We start from the raw sequence: 20,956 nt of genomic DNA on the forward strand, positions 1-20,956 counted from the left end.
ATTTTACATAATGCTATTTGCGCATCAGCACGTGGGACATCAAATGATCCTGACCTTTCTGCAGGATCAAATGGGCTCTCTCACGGGTCGGTTGAATGTTAAGTTGTAGGTTTGGGCCATTGATAGTGTCCCAAATATTGGCGGCAATCGTATTGGCCTCATCATCGGTTAGCGTTGAATAGTGATGAAAATAAGATTTTTTGTCACTGAATGCACCAGAGCGGAACTGCAAGAATCGTTCTTTATACCATTGTTTTAGCAAAGGTTCTTCTGCATCGACATAAATAGAAAAGTCGACAAAATCGGAGACGAAAGGACGACGGGTATCAACGGGGGAGTCGAGTCCTGTTTGTAGTACATTTAAGCCTTCTAAAATTAAGATGTCTGGTTGAGAAACCGTTTGGTGCTGATTCTTAACGCGGTCATAGGTGACGTGTGAATAGATAGGGGCTTTGACATGTGGCTGACCGGATTTCACGGCGGAGATAAACTCAACCAGCATTTTCATATCGTAACTTTCTGGAAATCCTTTACGCTGTAATAGCCCTTTACGTTTTAAGTCCGCCAGAGGATACAAAAAACCATCTGTTGTCACCAAATCAACTTTTGGGTGTTCAGGCCAGTGTCGTAGTAAAGCTTGCAAAATACGTGCTGTGGTGCTTTTCCCGACGGCGACACTACCAGCAATACTAATGATGTAAGGACTTTTTGATGGTTTTTGACCGAGGAATTCATCAACCACTAAGCCTCGTTGTTGCTTAGCTTTAACGATCAAATTCAGTAGCCGGCTAAGGGGAAGATAAATATCGGTCACTTCCGATAAGGAAATCTTTTCATTTATGCCTCTAAGGTTCTCCAAGTCTTGCTCACTCAGTGTCAACGGCACTGAATCTCGTAACTCAGACCATTGCAGGCGCTCGAAGGCGAGATAGAGTGCTTTTTGAATTGAATTTTTAGAAGTCATTGGCTTTCCTCAGCTTAGGAAAGGCACAGTACACTATGAGATTATTTGGAACAATACTAAATGGGTGATTGCAGTCGTGTTTCCGTTACCGTTTGATGTATTCGCTGTTTAATTGGCCGTCAAAGCTGCATAACGTGTACAAAAACACCGTTCAAGCGCTTTTTTTACGTAAATAGGCGTTTTTTACTTGCACTTGGGAGCGCATTTACCTAATATCCCGTTCCGAAATGATAATGCCGGCATAGCTCAGTTGGTAGAGCAACTGACTTGTAATCAGTAGGTCCCGAGTTCGACTCTTGGTGCCGGCACCATTTTCTGTGGAGGGGTTCCCGAGTGGCCAAAGGGATCAGACTGTAAATCTGACGGCTCAGCCTTCGAAGGTTCGAATCCTTCTCCCTCCACCACTTTTTTCTAGGTAGTTAGGTAGCCTTAGTTAGGTTGCGCGGACATCGTATAATGGTATTACTCCAGCCTTCCAAGCTGATAACGCGGGTTCGATTCCCGCTGTCCGCTCCAAATTAGTTGCTGATATGGCTCAGTTGGTAGAGCACACCCTTGGTAAGGGTGAGGTCGGCAGTTCGAATCTGCCTATCAGCACCAGCCTCTCTAAATTTAGCTCCTACGCCTAAACATAATCGGTTCGATGTCATTTTAATGCATCGGATTTTTTCTATATGTTAGTTTTCATCACCAAGAATCTTGGACTGAGGCATTACCATGGCTAAAGCTAAATTTGAACGTATTAAGCCCCATGTAAACGTGGGCACCATTGGTCACGTTGACCATGGTAAAACCACACTGACTGCAGCTATCTCTCACGTACTGGCTAAGACCTACGGTGGCGAAGCTAAAGACTTCTCTCAAATCGATAACGCTCCAGAAGAGCGTGAGCGCGGTATTACGATCAATACCTCTCACATCGAATATGACACGCCTTCACGTCACTACGCACACGTAGACTGCCCAGGCCACGCTGACTATGTTAAAAACATGATCACTGGTGCTGCACAGATGGACGGCGCGATTCTAGTAGTTGCCTCTACAGACGGTCCAATGCCACAGACTCGTGAGCACATCCTGCTTTCTCGTCAGGTTGGCGTACCTTTCATCATCGTGTTCATGAACAAATGTGACATGGTAGATGACGAAGAGTTACTGGAATTGGTCGAAATGGAAGTGCGTGAACTTCTGTCAGAATACGATTTCCCAGGTGATGATTTACCAGTCATCCAAGGTTCAGCTCTGAAGGCCCTAGAAGGTCAACCAGAGTGGGAAGCTAAGATCCTTGAATTAGCCGCAGCACTGGATTCTTACATTCCAGAACCACAACGTGATATTGATAAGCCGTTCCTACTGCCAATCGAAGACGTATTCTCAATTTCAGGCCGTGGTACAGTAGTTACTGGTCGTGTTGAGCGTGGTATTGTTAAAGTGGGTGACGAAGTTGAAATCGTTGGTGTTCGCACAACGACTAAAACAACGTGTACTGGTGTAGAAATGTTCCGTAAACTGCTTGACGAAGGTCGTGCAGGCGAGAACTGTGGTGTGTTATTACGTGGTACTAAGCGTGATGACGTAGAACGTGGTCAAGTATTGGCTAAACCAGGTTCAATCAACCCACACACTACTTTTGAATCAGAAGTTTATGTTCTGTCAAAAGAAGAAGGCGGACGTCACACTCCATTCTTCAAAGGCTACCGTCCACAGTTCTACTTCCGTACAACTGACGTAACCGGTACTATCGAACTGCCAGAAGGCGTAGAGATGGTAATGCCTGGCGACAACATCAAAATGGTAGTGACTCTAATTTGCCCAATCGCGATGGACGAAGGTTTACGCTTCGCAATCCGTGAAGGTGGTCGTACAGTTGGTGCTGGTGTAGTAGCTAAAATCATCGCTTAATTGCGATAGAAATTAGTTTGAAAAGGAAGCTTCGGCTTCCTTTTTTGTTTAAGTGGATTATTTCATAGGTTTTGTGGTTTGCATGGGATTCGCATCCTTGCTTACAAAGTCGAATAAGAATACAATCTATGGCCGATTTTTGACCCTGAGCTTATGCTATTTTGCGTTTCTAAGGGTGTTCGGAAATGCAGAGTGATGTGGGATTATGCCCGTCAATTAATGTGCTCTAAGCTCAGGCCGTATTGAGTAACGGAAAAACCGATGACAACAAATACTGAAAACCAGAACAATTCTCTGGATATCGTGAAGTGGGGTTTAGTGATTGTATTGCTAGCCGCTGCTGTTATTGGCAATCAAATGTATAGCGAAGCCAGTGCCGTCATACGTGCGCTTAGTGTTATCGTTGCATTCGCTATTGCTGGTTTTATTGCGCTTCAGACTGTAAAAGGTAAAAAAGCGTTAGCTTTTGCCCGTGAAGCGCATATCGAAGTGCGCAAGGTTGTATGGCCGACGCGTCAAGAAGCGCTAAACACCACTTTTATTGTCCTTGCAGCAACAGGTATCTTAGCTCTTATCCTTTGGGGTATGGATGCTGTGTTAATGCGAATTGTCAATTTTATCACTGGCGTATAGGCACCTCGAATGACTGAAGCTAAAGAAGCTAAAAAAAGATGGTATGTAGTGCAGGCATTCTCAGGCTATGAAGGCCGAGTTTGTAAGTCACTGATTGAATATATTAAAATGCATGGCATGGAAGCATACTTCGGTGAAGTATTGGTTCCGACTGAAGAAGTCATCGAAATGCGTGCAGGTCAGCGTCGCAAGAGCGAACGTAAGTTTTTCCCGGGCTATGTGTTAGTCCAGATGGAAATGAACGATGACAGCTGGCATTTAGTCAAAAGCATCCCGCGTGTTTTAGGCTTTATTGGCGGAACGTCTGATCGTCCTGCCCCAATTTCAGATAAAGAAGCTGATGCAATTCTGCGTCGCTTACAAGAAACGACAGCGTCACCGACTCATAGAACCATATTTGAGCCTGGTGAAGTGGTACGTGTGTGTGATGGTCCATTTGCTGACTTTAACGGTACCGTTGAAGAAGTGGATTATGACAAGAGCCGCGTGAAAGTATCAGTGATGATCTTTGGTCGTTCTACGCCTGTTGAACTTGATTTTAGTCAAGTTGAAAAAGGCTGATTAAATAAACTACAAAATCCGTTTGGCAACGGGTGCGAATTTCTATATAATTCGCACCCGTTGTTTTCGGGGGAGCATGTCAGCATGTCGCTGATGCGCGTTTGAACCCAAACTGAGGAAATGTCAGATGGCAAAGAAGATTGATGCTTATATTAAGCTACAAGTAAAATCCGGTTCTGCGAACCCATCACCACCAGTTGGTCCAGCTTTGGGTCAAAAAGGTGTGAACATCATGGAATTCTGTAAAGCGTTTAACGCCCGTACAGAAAAAATGGAAAAAGGCATGCCTATTCCAGTCGTGATCACTGTTTACAGTGACCGTTCATTCACTTTTGAAACTAAGACTTCTCCAGCGTCTTACTTACTGAAGACTGCTGCAGGCCTGAAATCAGGTTCTCCACGTCCAAACACTCAGAAAGTGGGTACTATCGCTCGCGCTAAAGTTCAAGAAATTGCTGAACTGAAAGCTGCCGATATGACTGGTGCTGACATTGAAGCGATGACTCGCTCAATCGAAGGTACTGCGCGTTCAATGGGTTTGGTTGTAGAGGATTAATATAATGGCAAAGCTAACTAAACGCATGCGCGTAATTCGCGAAAAAGTTGACGGTACTAAAAGCTATGATATCAACGAAGCTGTTGCTCTGTTAAAAGAATTAGCAACTGCAAAATTCGTTGAAAGTGTAGACGTAGCAGTTAACCTGGGTATTGACCCACGTAAATCTGACCAAAACGTTCGTGGTGCAACAGTGTTGCCACATGGTACTGGTCGTGACGTTCGCGTTGCAGTATTTACACAAGGTGCAAATGCTGAAGCTGCTAAAGCTGCTGGCGCTGAGCTAGTTGGTATGGATGATCTGGCTGAGAAAATCAAAGCCGGTGAAATGAATTTTGACGTAGTTATCGCATCTCCAGATGCAATGCGCGTTGTTGGTATGTTAGGTCAAATCTTAGGCCCACGTGGTTTAATGCCTAACCCTAAAACAGGTACAGTAACGCCAAACGTTGCTGAAGCTGTTAAGAACGCCAAAGCGGGTCAAGTTCGTTACCGTAACGACAAGAACGGTATTATCCACACTACTATCGGTAAAGTGGATTTCACACCAGTTCAATTGAAAGAAAACTTGGAAGCGTTAGTGTCAGCACTGAAAAAGGCTAAGCCTGCAGTTGCTAAAGGCATTTTCGTGAAAAAGATCAGCATCTCTACCACTATGGGTGCAGGTGTTGCAGTTGATCAAGCTACGCTTGAAACAACTCTATAATTTTACAAAGCGGGTGCATTAGTCTATAATGCGCGCACTTTGTGGGTTGAAGCCTGTTTTATCTCTCGTTTAGGCGGAGTTTAACTCAGGTTTCCGTCCAAGACCGCAGGTGTTTTTTGTAAAAATAACTTAATTTCCTGCGTAGACGGTGTCAGGCCCCAGCTAAAATTTTTTACTGGATAATCTGCACCGTAAGTCACTAAATACATAAGTATTTAGTATGGTAAATACTAGGGAATACCCTAGGTAGAATCCAGGAGTAAAGCCAATGGCATTAAGACTCGAAGACAAAAAAGCGATTGTTGCTGAAGTCAACGAAGCTGCCAAAGGTGCGCTATCTGCAGTTGCCGCTGATTCTCGCGGTGTGACTGTAGGTGCTATGACCGGTCTGCGTAAAAAAGCTCGCGAAGCTGGTGTATATGTACGTGTAGTACGTAACACGCTAGCTCGTCGTGCTGTTGAAGGTACTGCTTTTGAGTGCCTAGCAGAAACGTTCACTGGCCCAACTTTGATTGCTTTTTCTTTAGAGCACCCAGGTGCTGCAGCACGTCTGTTAAAAGACTTTGCTAAAGAACAAGCTAACTTCGAAGTTAAAGGCGCAGCCTTTGAAGGGAATTTCATCCCTGCAGCTGAAATTGATCGTTTGGCGAAACTGCCAACATACGAAGAAGCACTAGCTCAGTTAATGATGACTATGAAAGAAGCATCTGCTGGCAAGTTCGTTCGTACACTGGCCGCCCTGCGCGATCAAAAACAAGAAGCCGCTTAATTTCAAGCTGGCTGCTTAATAAAATTGAATTCAGAACAATAGGAAACATTTGTTATGTCTATCACTAAAGACCAAATCTTAGAAGCCTTTGCAGCTATGTCTGTAATGGAAGTTGTTGAACTGATCGAAGCTATGGAAGAGAAGTTCGGCGTTTCTGCCGCTGCTGCTGTTGTTTCTGGCGGTGCAGAAGCAGTTGTTGTTGAAGAACAAACAGAATTCAACGTAGTTCTGACTGCTCACGGCGACAACAAAGTTGCAGTTATTAAAGCCATCCGTGGCGCAACTGGTTTAGGCCTGAAAGAAGCTAAAGCTATGTCTGAAGCTGCTCCAGTAGCAGTTAAAGAAGGCGTTTCTAAAGAAGAAGCTGAAGCTCTGAAGAAAGAACTTACTGAAGCTGGTGCTTCTGTAGAAATTAAGTAAGCTATTATTTAGCTTGCTCACCCAAGCCACTTGGGTGGAGGCTGGCGGTTTTTTAACCGTCGGCCTTTTTTGCGCTATATGCGCTGGCGATTTTTTTTCACCGTTTGTCGCCAAATTTTGCAGTCCCTAGCAGAGATTACTGGTTAGGTTCTTGCCATCAACGGTGATGGGCAAACGTGCTGAATTTTAATAACTTAAGTTATTTATTCAGTCTTGGTCACATCTCGTAAGCAGAGGAAACCCATGGTTTACTCCTATTCTGAAAAGAAGCGTATTCGCAAAGACTTTGGTAAGCGTCCAAAAGTTTTGGATATCCCTTATTTATTGTCTATCCAGCTAGACTCTTTTAAGAAGTTCACCGATCAAGATCCTACCGGTGAGCGCGGTTTAGAAGCCGCCTTCCGTAGCGTTTTTCCCATCAAGAGCTTTTCTGGTAACTCAGAACTGCAATACGTCAGCTATAAGCTTGGCGAGCCTGTTTTTGATGTGAAAGAGTGTCAGATCCGTGGTGTTACGTATTCAGCCCCACTACGCGTTAAATTACGCATGGTGTTGTATGACCGTGAAGCAGCGGCGGGCACAGTAAAAGATATTAAAGAACAAGAAGTCTACATGGGTGATATCCCATTGATGACGGATAACGGTACTTTTGTTATCAACGGTACTGAGCGTGTAATCGTATCTCAATTACACCGTTCTCCAGGCGTGTTCTTTGATCATGACCGTGGTAAAACCCACTCATCAGGTAAGGTGCTGTATAACGCACGTATTATTCCTTACCGTGGTTCATGGCTTGACTTTGAATTCGATCCTAAAGATGCACTATTTGTGCGTATTGACCGTCGCCGCAAACTGCCTGCGACCATCATGTTACGTGCATTAGAATATTCTACTCAAGAGATCCTCGATCTGTTCTTCGAACGCGTTGAGTTCAAGATCAAGAAAGATACTCTGGTCATGTCTTTGGTGCCTGAACGTCTGCGTGGCGAAACTGCCAGCTATGACATCAAGGATGCTGAAGGCTCTGTACTGGTTGAAGCGGGACGTCGTATTACTGCACGTCACATTCGTCAGTTAGAAAAGACCAATACCACTGAGCTTGAAGTGCCAGTTGAATATATCGTGGGCAAATATGCTGCTCAAGATTATATCGATCCGGACACGGGTGAAGTTTTAGTCTCTGCCAACAGTGAAATTAGCTTAGAAGATCTGGCTAAACTATCATTGGCCGGTATTAAAGATATCAGCACGTTGTATATCAACGAGTTAGATCATGGTGCTTATATTTCAGATACGCTGCGTATCGATTCAACCACTAACCGCTTAGAAGCGCTGGTTGAGATCTATCGTATGATGCGTCCTGGCGAGCCACCAACCAAAGATGCTGCCGAAGCACTATTCCAGAACTTGTTCTTCAGTGAAGAGCGTTATGACCTGTCTAAAGTAGGTCGTATGAAGTTCAACCGTCGTCTCAGCATTCCTGATGACGAAGGTAGCGGTGTATTGTCTAAAGAAGACATCGTCGCGGTAATGAAGAACATTATTCATATCCGTAACGGTTTCGACGAAGTCGATGACATCGATCACTTAGGTAACCGTCGTATTCGTAGCGTCGGTGAAATGGCTGAAAACCAATTCCGTGTTGGTTTAGTCCGTGTTGAGCGCGCCGTGCGTGAACGTCTGTCTTTAGGCGATCTGAACGAGCTGATGCCACAAGACTTGATCAACGCTAAGCCAATTTCTGCTGCAGTGAAAGAGTTCTTCGGTTCTTCTCAGCTGTCACAATTCATGGACCAAAACAACCCGCTGTCAGAAGTAACGCATAAGCGTCGTATTTCTGCACTTGGCCCTGGTGGTTTAACTCGTGAACGTGCAGGCTTCGAAGTCCGCGACGTACATCCAACGCATTATGGTCGTTTATGTCCAATTGAGACCCCTGAAGGTCCAAACATTGGTCTAATCAACTCATTAGCAAGTTTTGCCCGTACTAACTCTTACGGCTTCCTAGAAACGCCATACCGCAAGGTTATCGACGGCGTGATTACTGACGAAGTGGAATACTTGTCAGCAATCGAAGAAGGTCGTTATGTGATTGCACAGGCGAACATCGAAGTTGACGCTAGCGGTCGTATGGCAGAAGAGCAAATTGCTTGTCGTCATAAAGGTGAATCTACCTTTATGCGCGCTGCTGACATCCAGTATATGGACGTTTCGCCACAACAGATTATTTCTGTTGCTGCGTCGCTGATCCCGTTCTTAGAACACGACGATGCTAACCGTGCCTTGATGGGTGCGAACATGCAACGTCAAGCCGTACCCACACTGCGCTCTGAAAAGCCGCTAGTAGGTACTGGTATTGAACGTACTTTGGCTGTTGACTCTGGTGTTGTGGTTGTTGCTAAACGTGGTGGTTTTGTAGACTACGTTGATGCGAGCCGCATCGTTGTTAAAGTAAATGAAGATGAGCTGCGCCCAGGCGAAGCCGGTATCGACATTTATAACCTGACTAAATACACCCGTTCTAACCAAAACACTTGTATCAACCAACGCCCTTGTTGTGCTGTTGGTGAGCCAGTCGTTCGTGGTGACGTGTTAGCAGACGGTCCGTCTACTGACTTAGGTGACTTAGCCCTTGGCCAGAACATGCGTATCGCATTCATGCCTTGGAACGGTTACAACTTCGAAGACTCGATCTTAATTTCTGAGCGCGTAGCGCAAGAAGACCGTTTCACCACTATCCACATTCAGGAGCTGTCTTGTATTGCTCGTGATACCAAACTGGGTAGCGAAGAAATCACGGCTGATATTCCAAACGTAGGTGAATCTGCTCTGTCGAAACTCGACGAGTCTGGTATCGTTTACATTGGTGCAGAAGTGAAGGGCGGCGATATTCTGGTTGGTAAAGTGACGCCAAAAGGCGAAACACAGCTAACGCCAGAAGAGAAGTTACTCCGTGCTATCTTCGGTGAGAAAGCGTCTGATGTTAAAGACAGTTCACTGCGTGTTCCTAACTCTGTTAAGGGCACTATCATCGATGTACAGGTATTTACCCGTGACGGCGTTGAAAAAGACAAGCGTGCAGTTGAAATCGAAGAGATGCACATTGCCCAGGCTCGTAAAGACTTAGGCGAAGAGTTCAAGATCCTTGAAGAAGGTGTATTGAGCCGTGCGCGTAACCTGTTAATCGGTGCTGGTTTCACTGAAGCGCAAATTGCTGCGTTGCCACGTAAAGATGTATTGGTTCAAGTCATTGACGATGAAGCAAAACAAACTGAACTTGAGCAATTAGCTGAACAGCATGAAGAGCTGAAAGCTGACTTCGATAAGAAGTTTGAAATCAAACGTCGCAAGATCACCCAAGGTGATGACTTGGCGCCAGGCGTACTCAAGATCGTTAAGGTTTACTTAGCGGTTAAGCGTACTATCCAACCTGGTGACAAGATGGCGGGTCGTCACGGTAACAAGGGTGTTATCTCTAAGATTTGCCCAATCGAAGACATGCCATATGACGAGCAAGGTAACCCAGTAGACATCGTATTGAACCCGCTAGGTGTTCCATCACGTATGAACATTGGTCAGGTACTTGAAGTCCATATGGGCGCCGCTGCCAAAGGCATTGGTAACAAGATCACTGCGATGCTTGAAGAACAGCGTGAGCTGGCTGAAGTTCGTGGTTACATCAAGCAAGTTTATGAATTAGGTGACGAAGTGCAGCAGCGCGTCGATATCGATTCATTCACTGATGATGAAGTATTACGTCTTGCGACTAACCTGAAAGGCGGTATCCCGATTGCAACTCCTGCATTCGACGGTGCTAAAGAGAAAGAGATCAAGCAGATGCTTGAACTTGCAGGTTTGCCAACCTCTGGTCAGTTGAAGTTGTTTGATGGTCGTACCGGTAACGAATTTGAGCGTCAAGTAACGGTAGGTTACATGTACATGCTCAAACTGAACCACTTAGTTGATGACAAGATGCACGCCCGTTCTACCGGTTCGTACAGCTTAGTGACTCAACAACCACTGGGCGGTAAAGCTCAGTTCGGTGGTCAGCGTTTCGGTGAGATGGAAGTGTGGGCACTAGAAGCATACGGTGCCGCTTATACGCTTCAAGAAATGCTCACTGTTAAATCGGATGACGTTAACGGTCGTACTCAGATGTATAAGAACATCGTCGACGGTAACCATCAGATGCAACCTGGCATGCCAGAGTCCTTCAACGTGTTACTGAAGGAGATCCGTTCACTCGGTATTAATATCGAGTTGGATCAGGCATAAGCGCAGGCCTTTAGCCGCGTTTGGCAAACAGAATGGTGCTCCGTGCAAGCGGAGCACCCGGTTTAACTCCTTCAGGAGAGAAACGTGAAAGACTTATTAAAGTTTCTGAAACAGCAAAGCAAGACTGAAGAATTTAACGGCATCAAAATTGGTCTGGCATCGCCTGATCTGATCCGTTCTTGGTCTTTTGGTGAAGTTAAGAAGCCAGAAACCATCAACTACCGTACCTTCAAGCCTGAGCGTGAAGGTCTGTTCTGTGCGCGTATCTTTGGCCCAGTCAAAGATTACGAATGTTTGTGCGGTAAGTACAAACGTTTGAAGCACCGTGGTGTTATTTGTGAAAAGTGTGGCGTTGAAGTAACCCAAACTAAAGTACGTCGTGAGCGTATGGGTCACATCGAACTGGCTAGCCCAGTTGCGCACATTTGGTTCTTAAAATCACTGCCTTCACGTATTGGCTTAATGCTGGATATGACGCTGCGTGATATCGAACGCGTACTGTATTTTGAATCATTTGTCGTGATCGAGCCTGGCATGACCAGCCTTGAACGTGGCCAAATGCTGACAGAAGAAACTTATCTGGATGCATTAGAAGAATACGGTGATGAGTTCGAAGCTAAAATGGGTGCCGAAGCAGTACTTGAACTGTTACGTGCTATCGATTTAGCGAAAGAAATCGAACAAATGCGTGAAGAATTGCCTTCAATCAACTCTGAGACTCGTCGCAAGAAAGTGACTAAACGTCTTAAGTTGATGGAAGCATTCTACACTTCAGGCAACAAGCCTGAGTGGATGATCTTAAAAGTACTGCCTGTGTTACCACCTGACTTACGTCCGTTGGTTCCGCTCGATGGCGGCCGCTTCGCGACTTCAGATCTTAACGACCTGTATCGCCGCGTGATCAACCGTAACAACCGTTTGAAGCGTCTGTTAGATTTAGCTGCGCCAGACATTATCGTACGCAACGAAAAGCGTATGTTACAAGAGTCTGTTGATGCGCTATTAGATAACGGTCGTCGTGGTCGTGCTATTACCGGTTCTAACAAGCGTCCTCTGAAATCTTTGGCTGATATGATCAAAGGTAAGCAAGGTCGTTTCCGTCAGAACTTGTTAGGTAAGCGCGTCGACTATTCTGGTCGTTCGGTAATTACCGTAGGTCCTACTCTACGTCTACACCAATGTGGTCTTCCTAAGAAGATGGCACTGGAACTGTTCAAGCCATTCATCTATGGCAAGCTAGAAGGTCGTGGCTTAGCGACTACCATCAAAGCGGCTAAGAAGATGGTTGAGCGTGAAGTGGCGGAAGTTTGGGACGTTCTGGATGAAGTGATCCGCGAACATCCAGTGATGCTCAACCGTGCACCAACACTGCACAGACTGGGTATCCAAGCGTTCGAACCTGTACTGATTGAAGGTAAAGCCATCCAGTTACACCCACTCGTTTGTGCGGCATACAACGCCGACTTCGACGGTGACCAAATGGCGGTACACGTACCGTTAACACTGGAAGCGCAGCTTGAAGCCCGTGCCCTGATGATGTCTACCAACAACATCCTGTCACCAGCCAACGGCGAGCCTGTTATCACCCCGTCTCAAGACGTGGTATTGGGTCTGTACTACACCAGCCGTGAGCGTATTAACGGCCGTGGTGAAGGTATGGCATTTATGTCTGTTGCTGAAGTTGAAAAAGCTTACGCAACTGGCGCTGCTGAACTGCATGCCCGCGTTAAAGTTCGTATCACTGAAACCATTATTGGTGACGATGGTGAGCGCACTGAACAACGCCGTATCGTTGATACGACTGTGGGTCGTGCTCTGCTGTCACTTATTCTGCCAGCAGGTTTGTCATTTGATCTGGTTAACCAGAACATGGGCAAAAAGCAGATCTCTAAACTGTTGAACACCTGTTATCGTCAACTGGGTCTGAAAGATACTGTTATCTTCGCTGACCAATTGATGTATACCGGTTTCCGTTTTGCAACCATCTCTGGTGCCTCTGTCGGTATCGATGACATGGTTATTCCAGACGAGAAATACACCTTAGTTGCTGATGCAGAAGCGGAAGTTCTTGAAATTCAAGAGCAGTTCCAATCTGGTCTAGTCACAGCTGGTGAGCGTTACAACAAAGTTATCGATATCTGGGCAAGTGCCAACGAAAAAGTTTCTAAAGCTATGATGGAAAACCTGTCAACTGAGACAGTGATTAACCGTGATGGTGTTGAAGAGAAACAAGCCTCGTTTAACAGCATCTATATGATGGCTGACTCAGGCGCTCGTGGTAGTGCCGCACAGATCCGTCAGTTGGCGGGTATGCGTGGTCTGATGGCTAAGCCAGACGGCTCAATCATCGAAACGCCAATTACCGCTAACTTCCGTGAAGGTCTAAACGTACTCCAGTACTTTATTTCTACTCACGGTGCGCGTAAAGGTCTAGCCGATACGGCATTGAAGACAGCGAACTCGGGTTACCTGACTCGTCGTCTTGTAGACGTTGCACAAGATTTAGTGGTTATCGAAGACGATTGTGGTACTCACGAAGGTCTAACCATGAAACCGCTGATTGAAGGTGGTGATGTGGTTGAGCCGTTACGTGAACGCGTACTGGGTCGTGTGGTTGCGATTGATGTGTTCTATCCAGGCACTGAAGACGTATTAGCACCACGTAACACGCTACTTGACGAAGCATGGTGTGACAAGTTAGAAGAGCATTCAATCGACGAAGTGATTGTACGTTCTGTTATTTCTTGTGATACCGATTTCGGTGTGTGTGCAGCTTGTTACGGTCGTGACTTGGCTCGTGGTCATATTATTAACCACGGTGAAGCCATCGGTGTTGTGGCAGCACAATCTATCGGTGAACCAGGTACACAGTTAACGATGCGTACGTTCCACATCGGTGGTGCGGCATCTAGAGCGTCTGCAGAAAACAATGTCCAAGTGAAAAACTCGGGCTCATTGAAACTGCATAATGCTAAGCATGTTACTAACAGTGACGGCAAACTGGTTATCGTTTCTCGTTCTTCTGAACTGGCTGTTATTGACGAGCTGGGTCGTGAGAAAGAGCGTTATAAAGTGCCATACGGTACTGTGCTCGAGAAACTAGAAGAAGCGGCTGTTGAAGCGGGCGATGTTATCGCTAACTGGGATCCACATACTCACCCAATCATTTCTGAAGTGGCGGGTAGTATTAAGTTCGTAGACATGATTGACGGTGTTACTATGACACGTCAAACAGACGAACTAACGGGTCTGTCATCAATCGTGATCCTTGACGTTGGTCAGCGTGGTACTGCGGGTAAAGAAATGCGCCCAATGATCCGTCTGCTTGGCGCTAATGGTGCTGACTTGATGATCCCAGGTACTGAAGTACCAGCACAATACTTCTTACCAGGTAGTGCGATCGTTAACTTAGAAGATAACGCGCAAATCAACGTAGGTGACGCATTAGCTCGTATTCCTCAGGAATCGTCTAAAACTCGCGACATCACCGGTGGTCTGCCACGCGTTGCTGACTTGTTCGAAGCGCGTAAGCCAAAAGAGCCTGCTATTCTGGCGGAAATCTCTGGTACCATCTCGTTTGGTAAAGAGACCAAAGGTAAGCGTCGTTTGGTGATTACACCTGCTGATGGCGGCGATCATTATGAAGAGATGATCCCTAAGTGGCGTAACTTAAACGTGTTCGAAGGTGAAAAAGTCGAACGTGGTGAAGTTATCGCTGACGGTCCAGAAGCAGCGCACGACATTCTGCGTCTTCGTGGTATCCACAACGTAGCAAACTACATTGTGAACGAAGTACAGGACGTTTACCGTCTGCAAGGCGTGAAGATCAACGATAAGCATATCGAAGTGATCATCCGTCAGATGCTGCGTAAGTGTCTTATCACTTCTGCCGGTGACACTGACTTCCTCGAAGGCGAGCAAGCTGAAGTGTCACGCGTGAAGATTGCTAACCGCGAACTGATCGCCCAAGGTAAAGTGCCTGCGACCTTTGAACGTGAACTACTGGGTATTACTAAAGCATCTCTGGCAACAGAATCCTTTATCTCAGCAGCATCGTTCCAAGAAACGACGCGCGTACTGACCGAAGCCGCCGTAGGTGGTAAGAGCGATCAATTACGTGGTCTGAAAGAAAACGTTATCGTTGGCCGACTGATCCCAGCTGGTACTGGTTACGCTTATCACAAGACTCGTAATGAAGCGCGTGCGAAGAAAAACGAACCTGTAGTAGTGAACAAGATCACTGCAAGTGAAGCCGAACAGAACTTGGCCGATCTCTTAAACTTGGCTGGTAGCCAAGATTAAGTAATAAGTTTGTTATAAAAAGGCGCCTAGGGCGCCTTTTTTCTTGTAATATGCCGCAAAAGTTGGCTATTTCTTGACAGTCAGGCATTACCTTTCTAAAATTCCGCGTCCCACCATTGTGGGATATAGATTTTTCACACCTTATCGTTGAGTTTGATTCAACTGACTCGGAGCTATACATGGCAACTGTAAACCAGTTGGTACGTAAGCCACGCGCGCCAAAAGTCGACAAGACTAACGTGCCTGCGTTGAATGCGTGCCCGCAAAAACGTGGTGTTTGTACACGTGTGTACACTACTACCCCTAAAAAACCTAACTCTGCACTACGTAAAGTAGCTCGTGTGCGTCTAACTAACGGTTTCGAAGTTACTTCGTACATCGGCGGTGAAGGCCACAACCTGCAGGAACATAGCGTGATCTTAATCCGTGGTGGTCGTGTTAAAGACTTACCAGGTGTGCGTTATCACACTATTCGTGGCGCATTAGACTGTGCAGGCGTGACTTCACGTCGCCAAAGCCGTTCTAAATACGGTGCTAAGCGTCCTAAGTCTTAACTTATCCGTTAAGTAAGGCCAAGCTAGTTTTATTTTGAGAATTCCAGTTTTGGAAATCCCTGAAGCATACGGAGAATTGTTATGCCAAGACGTCGCGTTGTAGGACAACGTAAAATCCTACCAGATCCAAAGTTTCACAGTGAGTTGCTGGCTAAGTTCATCAACGTCATTATGCAAGACGGCAAAAAGTCGACTGCAGAAAAAATTATTTACAAGGCACTAGATGTTGTCGCTGAAAAGAAAAGCGAAAACCATTTAGTTATCCTTGAAGCAGCCCTGGACAACGTTCGCCCATCAGTCGAAGTTAAATCTCGTCGCGTTGGTGGTTCTACGTACCAGGTACCATGTGAAGTTCGTCCTGTGCGTCGTAACGCACTGGCGATGCGCTGGTTAGTTGAAGCTGCTCGTAAGCGTGGTGAAAAATCTATGGCTTTACGTCTGGCAGGTGAAATGCTGGATGCGTCTGAAAACAAAGGTACTGCTGTTAAGAAGCGTGAAGACGTGCATCGCATGGCTGAAGCTAACAAAGCCTTTGCTCATTACCGTTGGTAATATGATGGTGTGGGCTTAGGCCCACACCATAGTTGTTGATATTGCCAAGACTTAGGTCTTGGTGGAGAGGGTATAATCGTGGCTCGTACAACCCCAATTGAGCGTTATCGTAATATCGGTATTTGTGCTCATGTTGACGCAGGTAAAACCACCACAACAGAACGTGTTCTGTTCTATACCGGTTTGTCTCATAAAATCGGTGAGGTGCATGACGGCGCCGCTACCACAGACTGGATGGTTCAAGAGCAAGAGCGTGGTATCACTATCACCTCGGCTGCGGTAACCACATTCTGGCGTGGTATGGATGCTCAATTCACTGAACACCGCATCAATATCATCGATACCCCTGGTCACGTTGACTTTACTATTGAAGTTGAACGGTCTCTGCGCGTCCTCGACGGTGCTGTTGTCGTTTTCTGTGGTTCATCTGGTGTTGAACCTCAGTCAGAAACAGTGTGGCGTCAAGCTGATAAATACCGCGTTCCACGTTTGGTATTTATCAACAAGATGGACCGTGCAGGTGCAGACTTTGAACGTGTAGTGAAGCAAATTAGAACTCGTCTTGGAGCCACTTGTGTGCCTATTCAATTGAATATTGGTGCAGAAGAAAACTTCAAAGGCGTGATCGACTTAATCAAGATGAAAGCAATTAACTGGAATGAATCAGACCAGGGTATGACTTTCACTTATGAGGAGATCCCTGCAGAGTTAGCAGCTAAAGCGGCTGAAATGCATGAGTATCTGGTTGAAGTGGCAGCCGAATCTTCGGATGAACTGATGGATAAGTACCTTGAAGAAGGCACGCTATCAGAAGACGAAATTAAAAAGGCGCTACGTCAACGTACTATAAATAATGAAATCGTTTTAGCGACTTGTGGTTCTGCATTTAAGAACAAAGGCGTTCAAGCGGTACTTGATGCGGTTATTGAATTCTTGCCAGCGCCAATTGATGTGCCTCCAATTAAGGGCATCGATGAGAACGACCAAGAAGTAGAACGCCCATCAGATGACAATGCGCCTTTTGCTGCATTGGCATTTAAGATTGCTACAGATCCATTCGTAGGAACTTTGACCTTTATTCGCGTGTACTCAGGCGTACTCGAATCAGGTTCGGGCGTTTACAACTCTGTCAAACAGAAGCGTGAACGCGTAGGTCGTATGGTGCAAATGCATGCAAACGATCGCACTGAACTGAAAGAAGTCCGTGCTGGTGATATCGCAGCGGCGATTGGTCTAAAAGAAGTGACTACGGGTGATACGCTTTGTGATAACGATCATAGAGTGATCTTGGAACGTATGGAGTTCCCAGAGCCAGTAATTACCATTGCCGTTGAGCCTAAGTCAAAAGCCGATCAGGACAAAATGGGTATCGCGTTGCAAAAACTTGCAGCGGAAGATCCATCATTCCGAGTTGAAACTGACGAAGAATCATCACAAACTCTGATTTCGGGTATGGGTGAGTTACACTTAGACATCATCGTAGACCGCATGCGTCGCGAATTTGGTGTTGAATGTAACGTAGGTAAGCCACAAGTGGCCTACCGCGAAACTATCCGAGCTTCAGTAGAAGCTGAAGGTAAATTTGTACGCCAATCAGGTGGTCGTGGACAATTCGGTCACGTTTGGTTAAAACTAGAGCCTAATGAAGAAGGCGCTGGTTACGAATTTGTCAATGCTGTTGTGGGAGGTGTGATTCCTCGTGAATTCATTCCTGCGGTTGATAAAGGTATCCAAGAACAGATGAAGAATGGCGTTCTCGCTGGCTTCCCTGTGTTGGACGTGAAGGTCACTCTGTTCGATGGTTCATATCATGATGTGGACTCGAACGAGATGGCGTTCAAAATTGCAGGTTCTATGGGCTTCAAAAAGGGTGCGCTTGAAGCGAATCCGGCGTTGCTCGAACCTTGCATGAAAGTAGAAGTAACTACCCCTGAAAATTATATGGGTGACGTCGTTGGTGATTTGAACCGTCGTCGTGGCTTAATTGAAGGGATGGATGATGGCTTCGGTGGCATCAAGATAGTCCATGCTGTAGTGCCTCTTTCTGAAATGTTTGGTTATGCAACTGATTTGCGCTCTGCTACACAGGGTCGCGCTTCATACTCTATGGAGTTCTTGAAGTACTCTGATGCACCGCAAAACATTGCAAAAGCGATTATTGAATCTCGTAGCTAATATCCAGTTACGACATAAATGTTATTATGGTCCAGCACTGACTGGACTATTCTGAAAAGAAAGGAATATATCGTGGCAAAAGCTAAATTTGAACGTATTAAGCCTCACGTAAACGTGGGCACCATTGGTCACGTTGACCATGGTAAAACCACACTGACTGCAGCTATCTCTCACGTACTGGCTAAGACCTACGGTGGCGAAGCTAAAGACTTCTCTCAAATCGATAACGCTCCTGAAGAGCGTGAGCGCGGTATTACGATCAATACCTCTCACATCGAATATGACACGCCTTCACGTCACTACGCACACGTAGACTGCCCAGGCCACGCTGACTATGTTAAAAACATGATCACTGGTGCTGCACAGATGGACGGCGCGATTCTAGTAGTTGCCTCTACAGACGGTCCAATGCCACAGACTCGTGAGCACATCCTGCTTTCTCGTCAGGTTGGCGTACCTTTCATCATCGTGTTCATGAACAAATGTGACATGGTAGATGACGAAGAGTTACTGGAATTGGTTGAAATGGAAGTGCGTGAACTTCTGTCAGAATACGATTTCCCAGGTGATGATTTACCAGTAATCCAAGGTTCAGCTCTGAAGGCCCTAGAAGGTCAACCAGAGTGGGAAGCTAAGATCCTTGAATTAGCCGCAGCACTTGATTCTTACATTCCAGAACCACAACGTGACATCGATAAGCCGTTCCTACTGCCAATCGAAGACGTATTCTCAATTTCAGGCCGTGGTACAGTAGTTACTGGTCGTGTTGAGCGTGGTATTGTTAAAGTGGGTGACGAAGTTGAAATCGTTGGTGTTCGCACAACGACTAAAACAACGTGTACTGGTGTAGAAATGTTCCGTAAACTGCTTGACGAAGGTCGTGCAGGCGAGAACTGTGGTGTGTTATTACGTGGTACTAAGCGTGATGACGTAGAACGTGGTCAAGTATTGGCTAAACCAGGTTCAATCAACCCACACACCACTTTTGAATCAGAAGTTTATGTTCTGTCAAAAGAAGAAGGCGGACGTCACACTCCATTCTTCAAAGGCTACCGTCCACAGTTCTACTTCCGTACAACTGACGTAACCGGTACTATCGAACTGCCAGAAGGCGTAGAGATGGTAATGCCTGGCGACAACATCAAAATGGTAGTGACTCTGATTTGCCCAATCGCGATGGACGAAGGTTTACGCTTCGCAATCCGTGAAGGTGGTCGTACAGTTGGTGCTGGTGTAGTAGCTAAAATCATCGCTTAATTGCGATAGAAATTAGTTTGAAAAGGAAGCTTCGGCTTCCTTTTTTATTTGAGGGCTGGTTTTATTCACAAATTTGTGTAAAATGCTCGCCACTCTGAAGTTAAATAGTTATTTGATGACTATTTACACAGCGGGCTTGATATCCGAATTTAGATAGGTATAATGGCCCCCTCGTCGACCTAGGTTGACGAATTAAATGATTAGTCGCTTAAGTTAATCATTATCATAGCGGCTCCGATTGGGAGTCGAACGGTTAAATCATCTCGCTCTGCTTTTCTATTTAGAAGAAGCTAGAGGGTGATTTTTTATATGTCCATTTTAGGAGCTCTGGTCAATGCAGAACCAAAGAATCCGTATCCGCTTAAAGGGATTTGATCATCGCTTAATTGATCAATCTACAGCGGAAATCGTTGAAACTGCTAAGCGTACAGGCGCGCAGGTTCGTGGTCCAATTCCACTACCTACTCGCAAAGAGCGTTATACCATTTTGATCTCTCCGCACGTTAATAAAGATGCTCGTGACCAGTACGAATTACGTACACACAAGCGCCTGGTTGACATCGTAGAGCCAACTGAAAAGACTGTTGACGCGTTAATGCGTTTAGATCTTGCGGCTGGTGTCGACGTACAGATTAGCTTGGGTTAATTGAGATCCTAGTAAGAAGAGGTTTGAGAGATGGCTATCGGTCTTATTGGTCGTAAAGTTGGTATGACTCGCATCTTCACTGAAGATGGTGTTTCAATACCAGTTACTGTAATTGAAGTTGCAGGCAACCGTGTTACTCAAGTGAAAACTTTAGAAACTGACGGCTACCGTGCACTTCAAGTTACAACTGGCACCAAAAAAGCCAATCGCATCACTAAACCAGAAGCAGGTCACTTTGCCAAGAGCGGCGTTGAAGCCGGTCGTGGTTTGTGGGAAATGCGTTTGGTAGACGGTGAAGGCGAGGGCATTGAAGTTGGTGCTGAGCTAAATGTTGATATTTTCGCAGACGTAGCGAAAGTTGATGTTACTGGTCAATCAAAAGGTAAAGGCTTCCAAGGCGGTGTTAAGCGTTGGAACTTCCGTACTCAAGATATGACTCACGGTAACTCTTTGTCGCACCGCTCGAATGGTTCTATCGGTCAGAACCAAACGCCTGGTCGCGTATTCAAAGGCAAAAAAATGTCAGGCCATATGGGTGCCGAGCGTGTTACTACTCAAAATCTAGTTGTTGTTCGTGTAGATGTTGAGCGTAACCTGCTACTAGTCCGTGGCGCTGTTCCTGGCGCTACCAATGGCGACTTGATTATCAAGCCTGCCGTTAAAGCTTAAGGTCTGAGGAGATAG

Annotated in this window: 16 protein-coding genes and 4 tRNA genes; 19 read left to right on the forward strand and 1 reads right to left on the reverse strand. The window is 45.9% G+C overall.

What is annotated here, in order from left to right; all coding sequences use genetic code 11:
• Nucleotides 1–13 precede the first annotated feature (13 nt).
• Nucleotides 14–964 carry a type I pantothenate kinase gene (gene coaA / locus CKQ84_RS09210; RefSeq protein WP_105251027.1) on the reverse strand — a complete coding sequence of 317 codons (951 nt, stop codon included), beginning with the start codon at nucleotides 962–964 and terminating at the stop codon, nucleotides 14–16.
• 235 nt (nucleotides 965–1,199) lie between these two features.
• Between coaA and CKQ84_RS09215 the strand changes: the two genes are divergently transcribed.
• The 19 genes from CKQ84_RS09215 to rplC all read left to right on the forward strand — a co-directional run bounded on the left by CKQ84_RS09215 (nucleotide 1,200) and on the right by rplC (nucleotide 20,941).
• Nucleotides 1,200–1,275: transfer RNA gene (locus CKQ84_RS09215), tRNA-Thr, on the forward strand.
• Between the two features lie 8 nt (nucleotides 1,276–1,283).
• Nucleotides 1,284–1,368 (forward strand) — tRNA-Tyr (locus CKQ84_RS09220).
• Between the two features lie 38 nt (nucleotides 1,369–1,406).
• A tRNA-Gly gene (locus tag CKQ84_RS09225) sits at nucleotides 1,407–1,480 on the forward strand.
• Nucleotides 1,481–1,488: 8 nt separating this feature from the next.
• Nucleotides 1,489–1,564, forward strand: a tRNA-Thr gene (locus CKQ84_RS09230).
• 117 nt (nucleotides 1,565–1,681) lie between these two features.
• The gene (tuf, locus tag CKQ84_RS09235) at nucleotides 1,682–2,866 is read left to right on the forward strand and encodes an elongation factor Tu (protein ID WP_105251028.1); all 1,185 of its coding nucleotides are present in this window, start codon (nucleotides 1,682–1,684) and stop codon (nucleotides 2,864–2,866) included.
• Between the two features lie 261 nt (nucleotides 2,867–3,127).
• Nucleotides 3,128–3,499 (forward strand): preprotein translocase subunit SecE, encoded by a 372-nt coding sequence (secE, locus tag CKQ84_RS09240; protein WP_006083613.1) that lies wholly within the window; start codon nucleotides 3,128–3,130, stop codon nucleotides 3,497–3,499.
• A 9-nt stretch (nucleotides 3,500–3,508) separates the two neighbouring features.
• On the forward strand, nucleotides 3,509–4,060 hold the full coding sequence (nusG, locus tag CKQ84_RS09245) for a transcription termination/antitermination protein NusG (RefSeq protein ID WP_105251029.1): 552 nt from the start codon (nucleotides 3,509–3,511) through the stop codon (nucleotides 4,058–4,060).
• Nucleotides 4,061–4,187: 127 nt separating this feature from the next.
• On the forward strand, nucleotides 4,188–4,616 hold the full coding sequence (rplK, locus tag CKQ84_RS09250; protein ID WP_006083611.1) for a 50S ribosomal protein L11: 429 nt from the start codon (nucleotides 4,188–4,190) through the stop codon (nucleotides 4,614–4,616).
• 4 nt (nucleotides 4,617–4,620) lie between these two features.
• On the forward strand, nucleotides 4,621–5,322 hold the full coding sequence (gene rplA, locus CKQ84_RS09255; protein WP_105251030.1) for a 50S ribosomal protein L1: 702 nt from the start codon (nucleotides 4,621–4,623) through the stop codon (nucleotides 5,320–5,322).
• Between the two features lie 268 nt (nucleotides 5,323–5,590).
• Nucleotides 5,591–6,091 (forward strand): 50S ribosomal protein L10, encoded by a 501-nt coding sequence (gene rplJ / locus CKQ84_RS09260; protein ID WP_006083609.1) that lies wholly within the window; start codon nucleotides 5,591–5,593, stop codon nucleotides 6,089–6,091.
• A 54-nt stretch (nucleotides 6,092–6,145) separates the two neighbouring features.
• Complete coding sequence (gene rplL / locus CKQ84_RS09265; protein ID WP_105251031.1) at nucleotides 6,146–6,511, forward strand: 50S ribosomal protein L7/L12; 366 nt, start codon at nucleotides 6,146–6,148, stop codon at nucleotides 6,509–6,511.
• A 243-nt stretch (nucleotides 6,512–6,754) separates the two neighbouring features.
• On the forward strand, nucleotides 6,755–10,786 hold the full coding sequence (gene rpoB, locus CKQ84_RS09270) for a DNA-directed RNA polymerase subunit beta (protein ID WP_105251032.1): 4,032 nt from the start codon (nucleotides 6,755–6,757) through the stop codon (nucleotides 10,784–10,786).
• Between the two features lie 84 nt (nucleotides 10,787–10,870).
• Nucleotides 10,871–15,088 (forward strand): DNA-directed RNA polymerase subunit beta', encoded by a 4,218-nt coding sequence (gene rpoC, locus CKQ84_RS09275; RefSeq protein WP_105251033.1) that lies wholly within the window; start codon nucleotides 10,871–10,873, stop codon nucleotides 15,086–15,088.
• 179 nt (nucleotides 15,089–15,267) lie between these two features.
• Entirely contained in the window at nucleotides 15,268–15,642 is a 375-nt protein-coding gene (gene rpsL, locus CKQ84_RS09280) for a 30S ribosomal protein S12 (protein ID WP_006083605.1), read from the forward strand.
• Nucleotides 15,643–15,723: 81 nt separating this feature from the next.
• Nucleotides 15,724–16,194 carry a 30S ribosomal protein S7 gene (rpsG, locus tag CKQ84_RS09285; protein WP_011787570.1) on the forward strand — a complete coding sequence of 157 codons (471 nt, stop codon included), beginning with the start codon at nucleotides 15,724–15,726 and terminating at the stop codon, nucleotides 16,192–16,194.
• A gap of 78 nt (nucleotides 16,195–16,272) precedes the next feature.
• A complete protein-coding gene (gene fusA / locus CKQ84_RS09290) occupies nucleotides 16,273–18,369 on the forward strand; it encodes an elongation factor G (RefSeq protein WP_006083603.1) in 2,097 nt (698 codons plus the stop codon).
• A 72-nt stretch (nucleotides 18,370–18,441) separates the two neighbouring features.
• Nucleotides 18,442–19,626: an elongation factor Tu gene (gene tuf, locus CKQ84_RS09295; protein WP_105251028.1), complete on the forward strand. Its 1,185-nt coding sequence runs from the start codon at nucleotides 18,442–18,444 to the stop codon at nucleotides 19,624–19,626.
• A 334-nt stretch (nucleotides 19,627–19,960) separates the two neighbouring features.
• Nucleotides 19,961–20,272, forward strand: coding sequence for a 30S ribosomal protein S10 (rpsJ, locus tag CKQ84_RS09300; RefSeq protein WP_006083601.1), 312 nt, complete (start codon nucleotides 19,961–19,963; stop codon nucleotides 20,270–20,272).
• A gap of 30 nt (nucleotides 20,273–20,302) precedes the next feature.
• A complete protein-coding gene (gene rplC / locus CKQ84_RS09305; RefSeq protein WP_006083600.1) occupies nucleotides 20,303–20,941 on the forward strand; it encodes a 50S ribosomal protein L3 in 639 nt (212 codons plus the stop codon).
• Nucleotides 20,942–20,956 lie beyond the last annotated feature (15 nt).

The sequence above is a fragment of the Shewanella sp. WE21 genome, from assembly GCF_002966515.1.
GTDB lineage: Bacteria > Pseudomonadota > Gammaproteobacteria > Enterobacterales > Shewanellaceae > Shewanella > Shewanella oncorhynchi.

Bases quoted from the DNA above. Each gene is read 5' to 3' on its own strand.
- rplK (WP_006083611.1), top strand. From the start codon at position 4,188: ATGGCAAAGAAGATTGATGCTTATATTAAGCTACAAGTAAAATCCGGT.
- rpsG (WP_011787570.1), top strand. From the start codon at position 15,724: ATGCCAAGACGTCGCGTTGTAGGACAACGTAAAATCCTACCAGATCCA.
- tuf (WP_105251028.1), top strand. From the start codon at position 1,682: ATGGCTAAAGCTAAATTTGAACGTATTAAGCCCCATGTAAACGTGGGC.
- rplA (WP_105251030.1), top strand. From the start codon at position 4,621: ATGGCAAAGCTAACTAAACGCATGCGCGTAATTCGCGAAAAAGTTGAC.
- rplC (WP_006083600.1), top strand. From the start codon at position 20,303: ATGGCTATCGGTCTTATTGGTCGTAAAGTTGGTATGACTCGCATCTTC.
- rpoB (WP_105251032.1), top strand. From the start codon at position 6,755: ATGGTTTACTCCTATTCTGAAAAGAAGCGTATTCGCAAAGACTTTGGT.
- rpsL (WP_006083605.1), top strand. From the start codon at position 15,268: ATGGCAACTGTAAACCAGTTGGTACGTAAGCCACGCGCGCCAAAAGTC.
- nusG (WP_105251029.1), top strand. From the start codon at position 3,509: ATGACTGAAGCTAAAGAAGCTAAAAAAAGATGGTATGTAGTGCAGGCA.
- rplJ (WP_006083609.1), top strand. From the start codon at position 5,591: ATGGCATTAAGACTCGAAGACAAAAAAGCGATTGTTGCTGAAGTCAAC.
- secE (WP_006083613.1), top strand. From the start codon at position 3,128: ATGACAACAAATACTGAAAACCAGAACAATTCTCTGGATATCGTGAAG.
- rplL (WP_105251031.1), top strand. From the start codon at position 6,146: ATGTCTATCACTAAAGACCAAATCTTAGAAGCCTTTGCAGCTATGTCT.
- rpsJ (WP_006083601.1), top strand. From the start codon at position 19,961: ATGCAGAACCAAAGAATCCGTATCCGCTTAAAGGGATTTGATCATCGC.
- coaA (WP_105251027.1), bottom strand. From the start codon at position 964: ATGACTTCTAAAAATTCAATTCAAAAAGCACTCTATCTCGCCTTCGAG.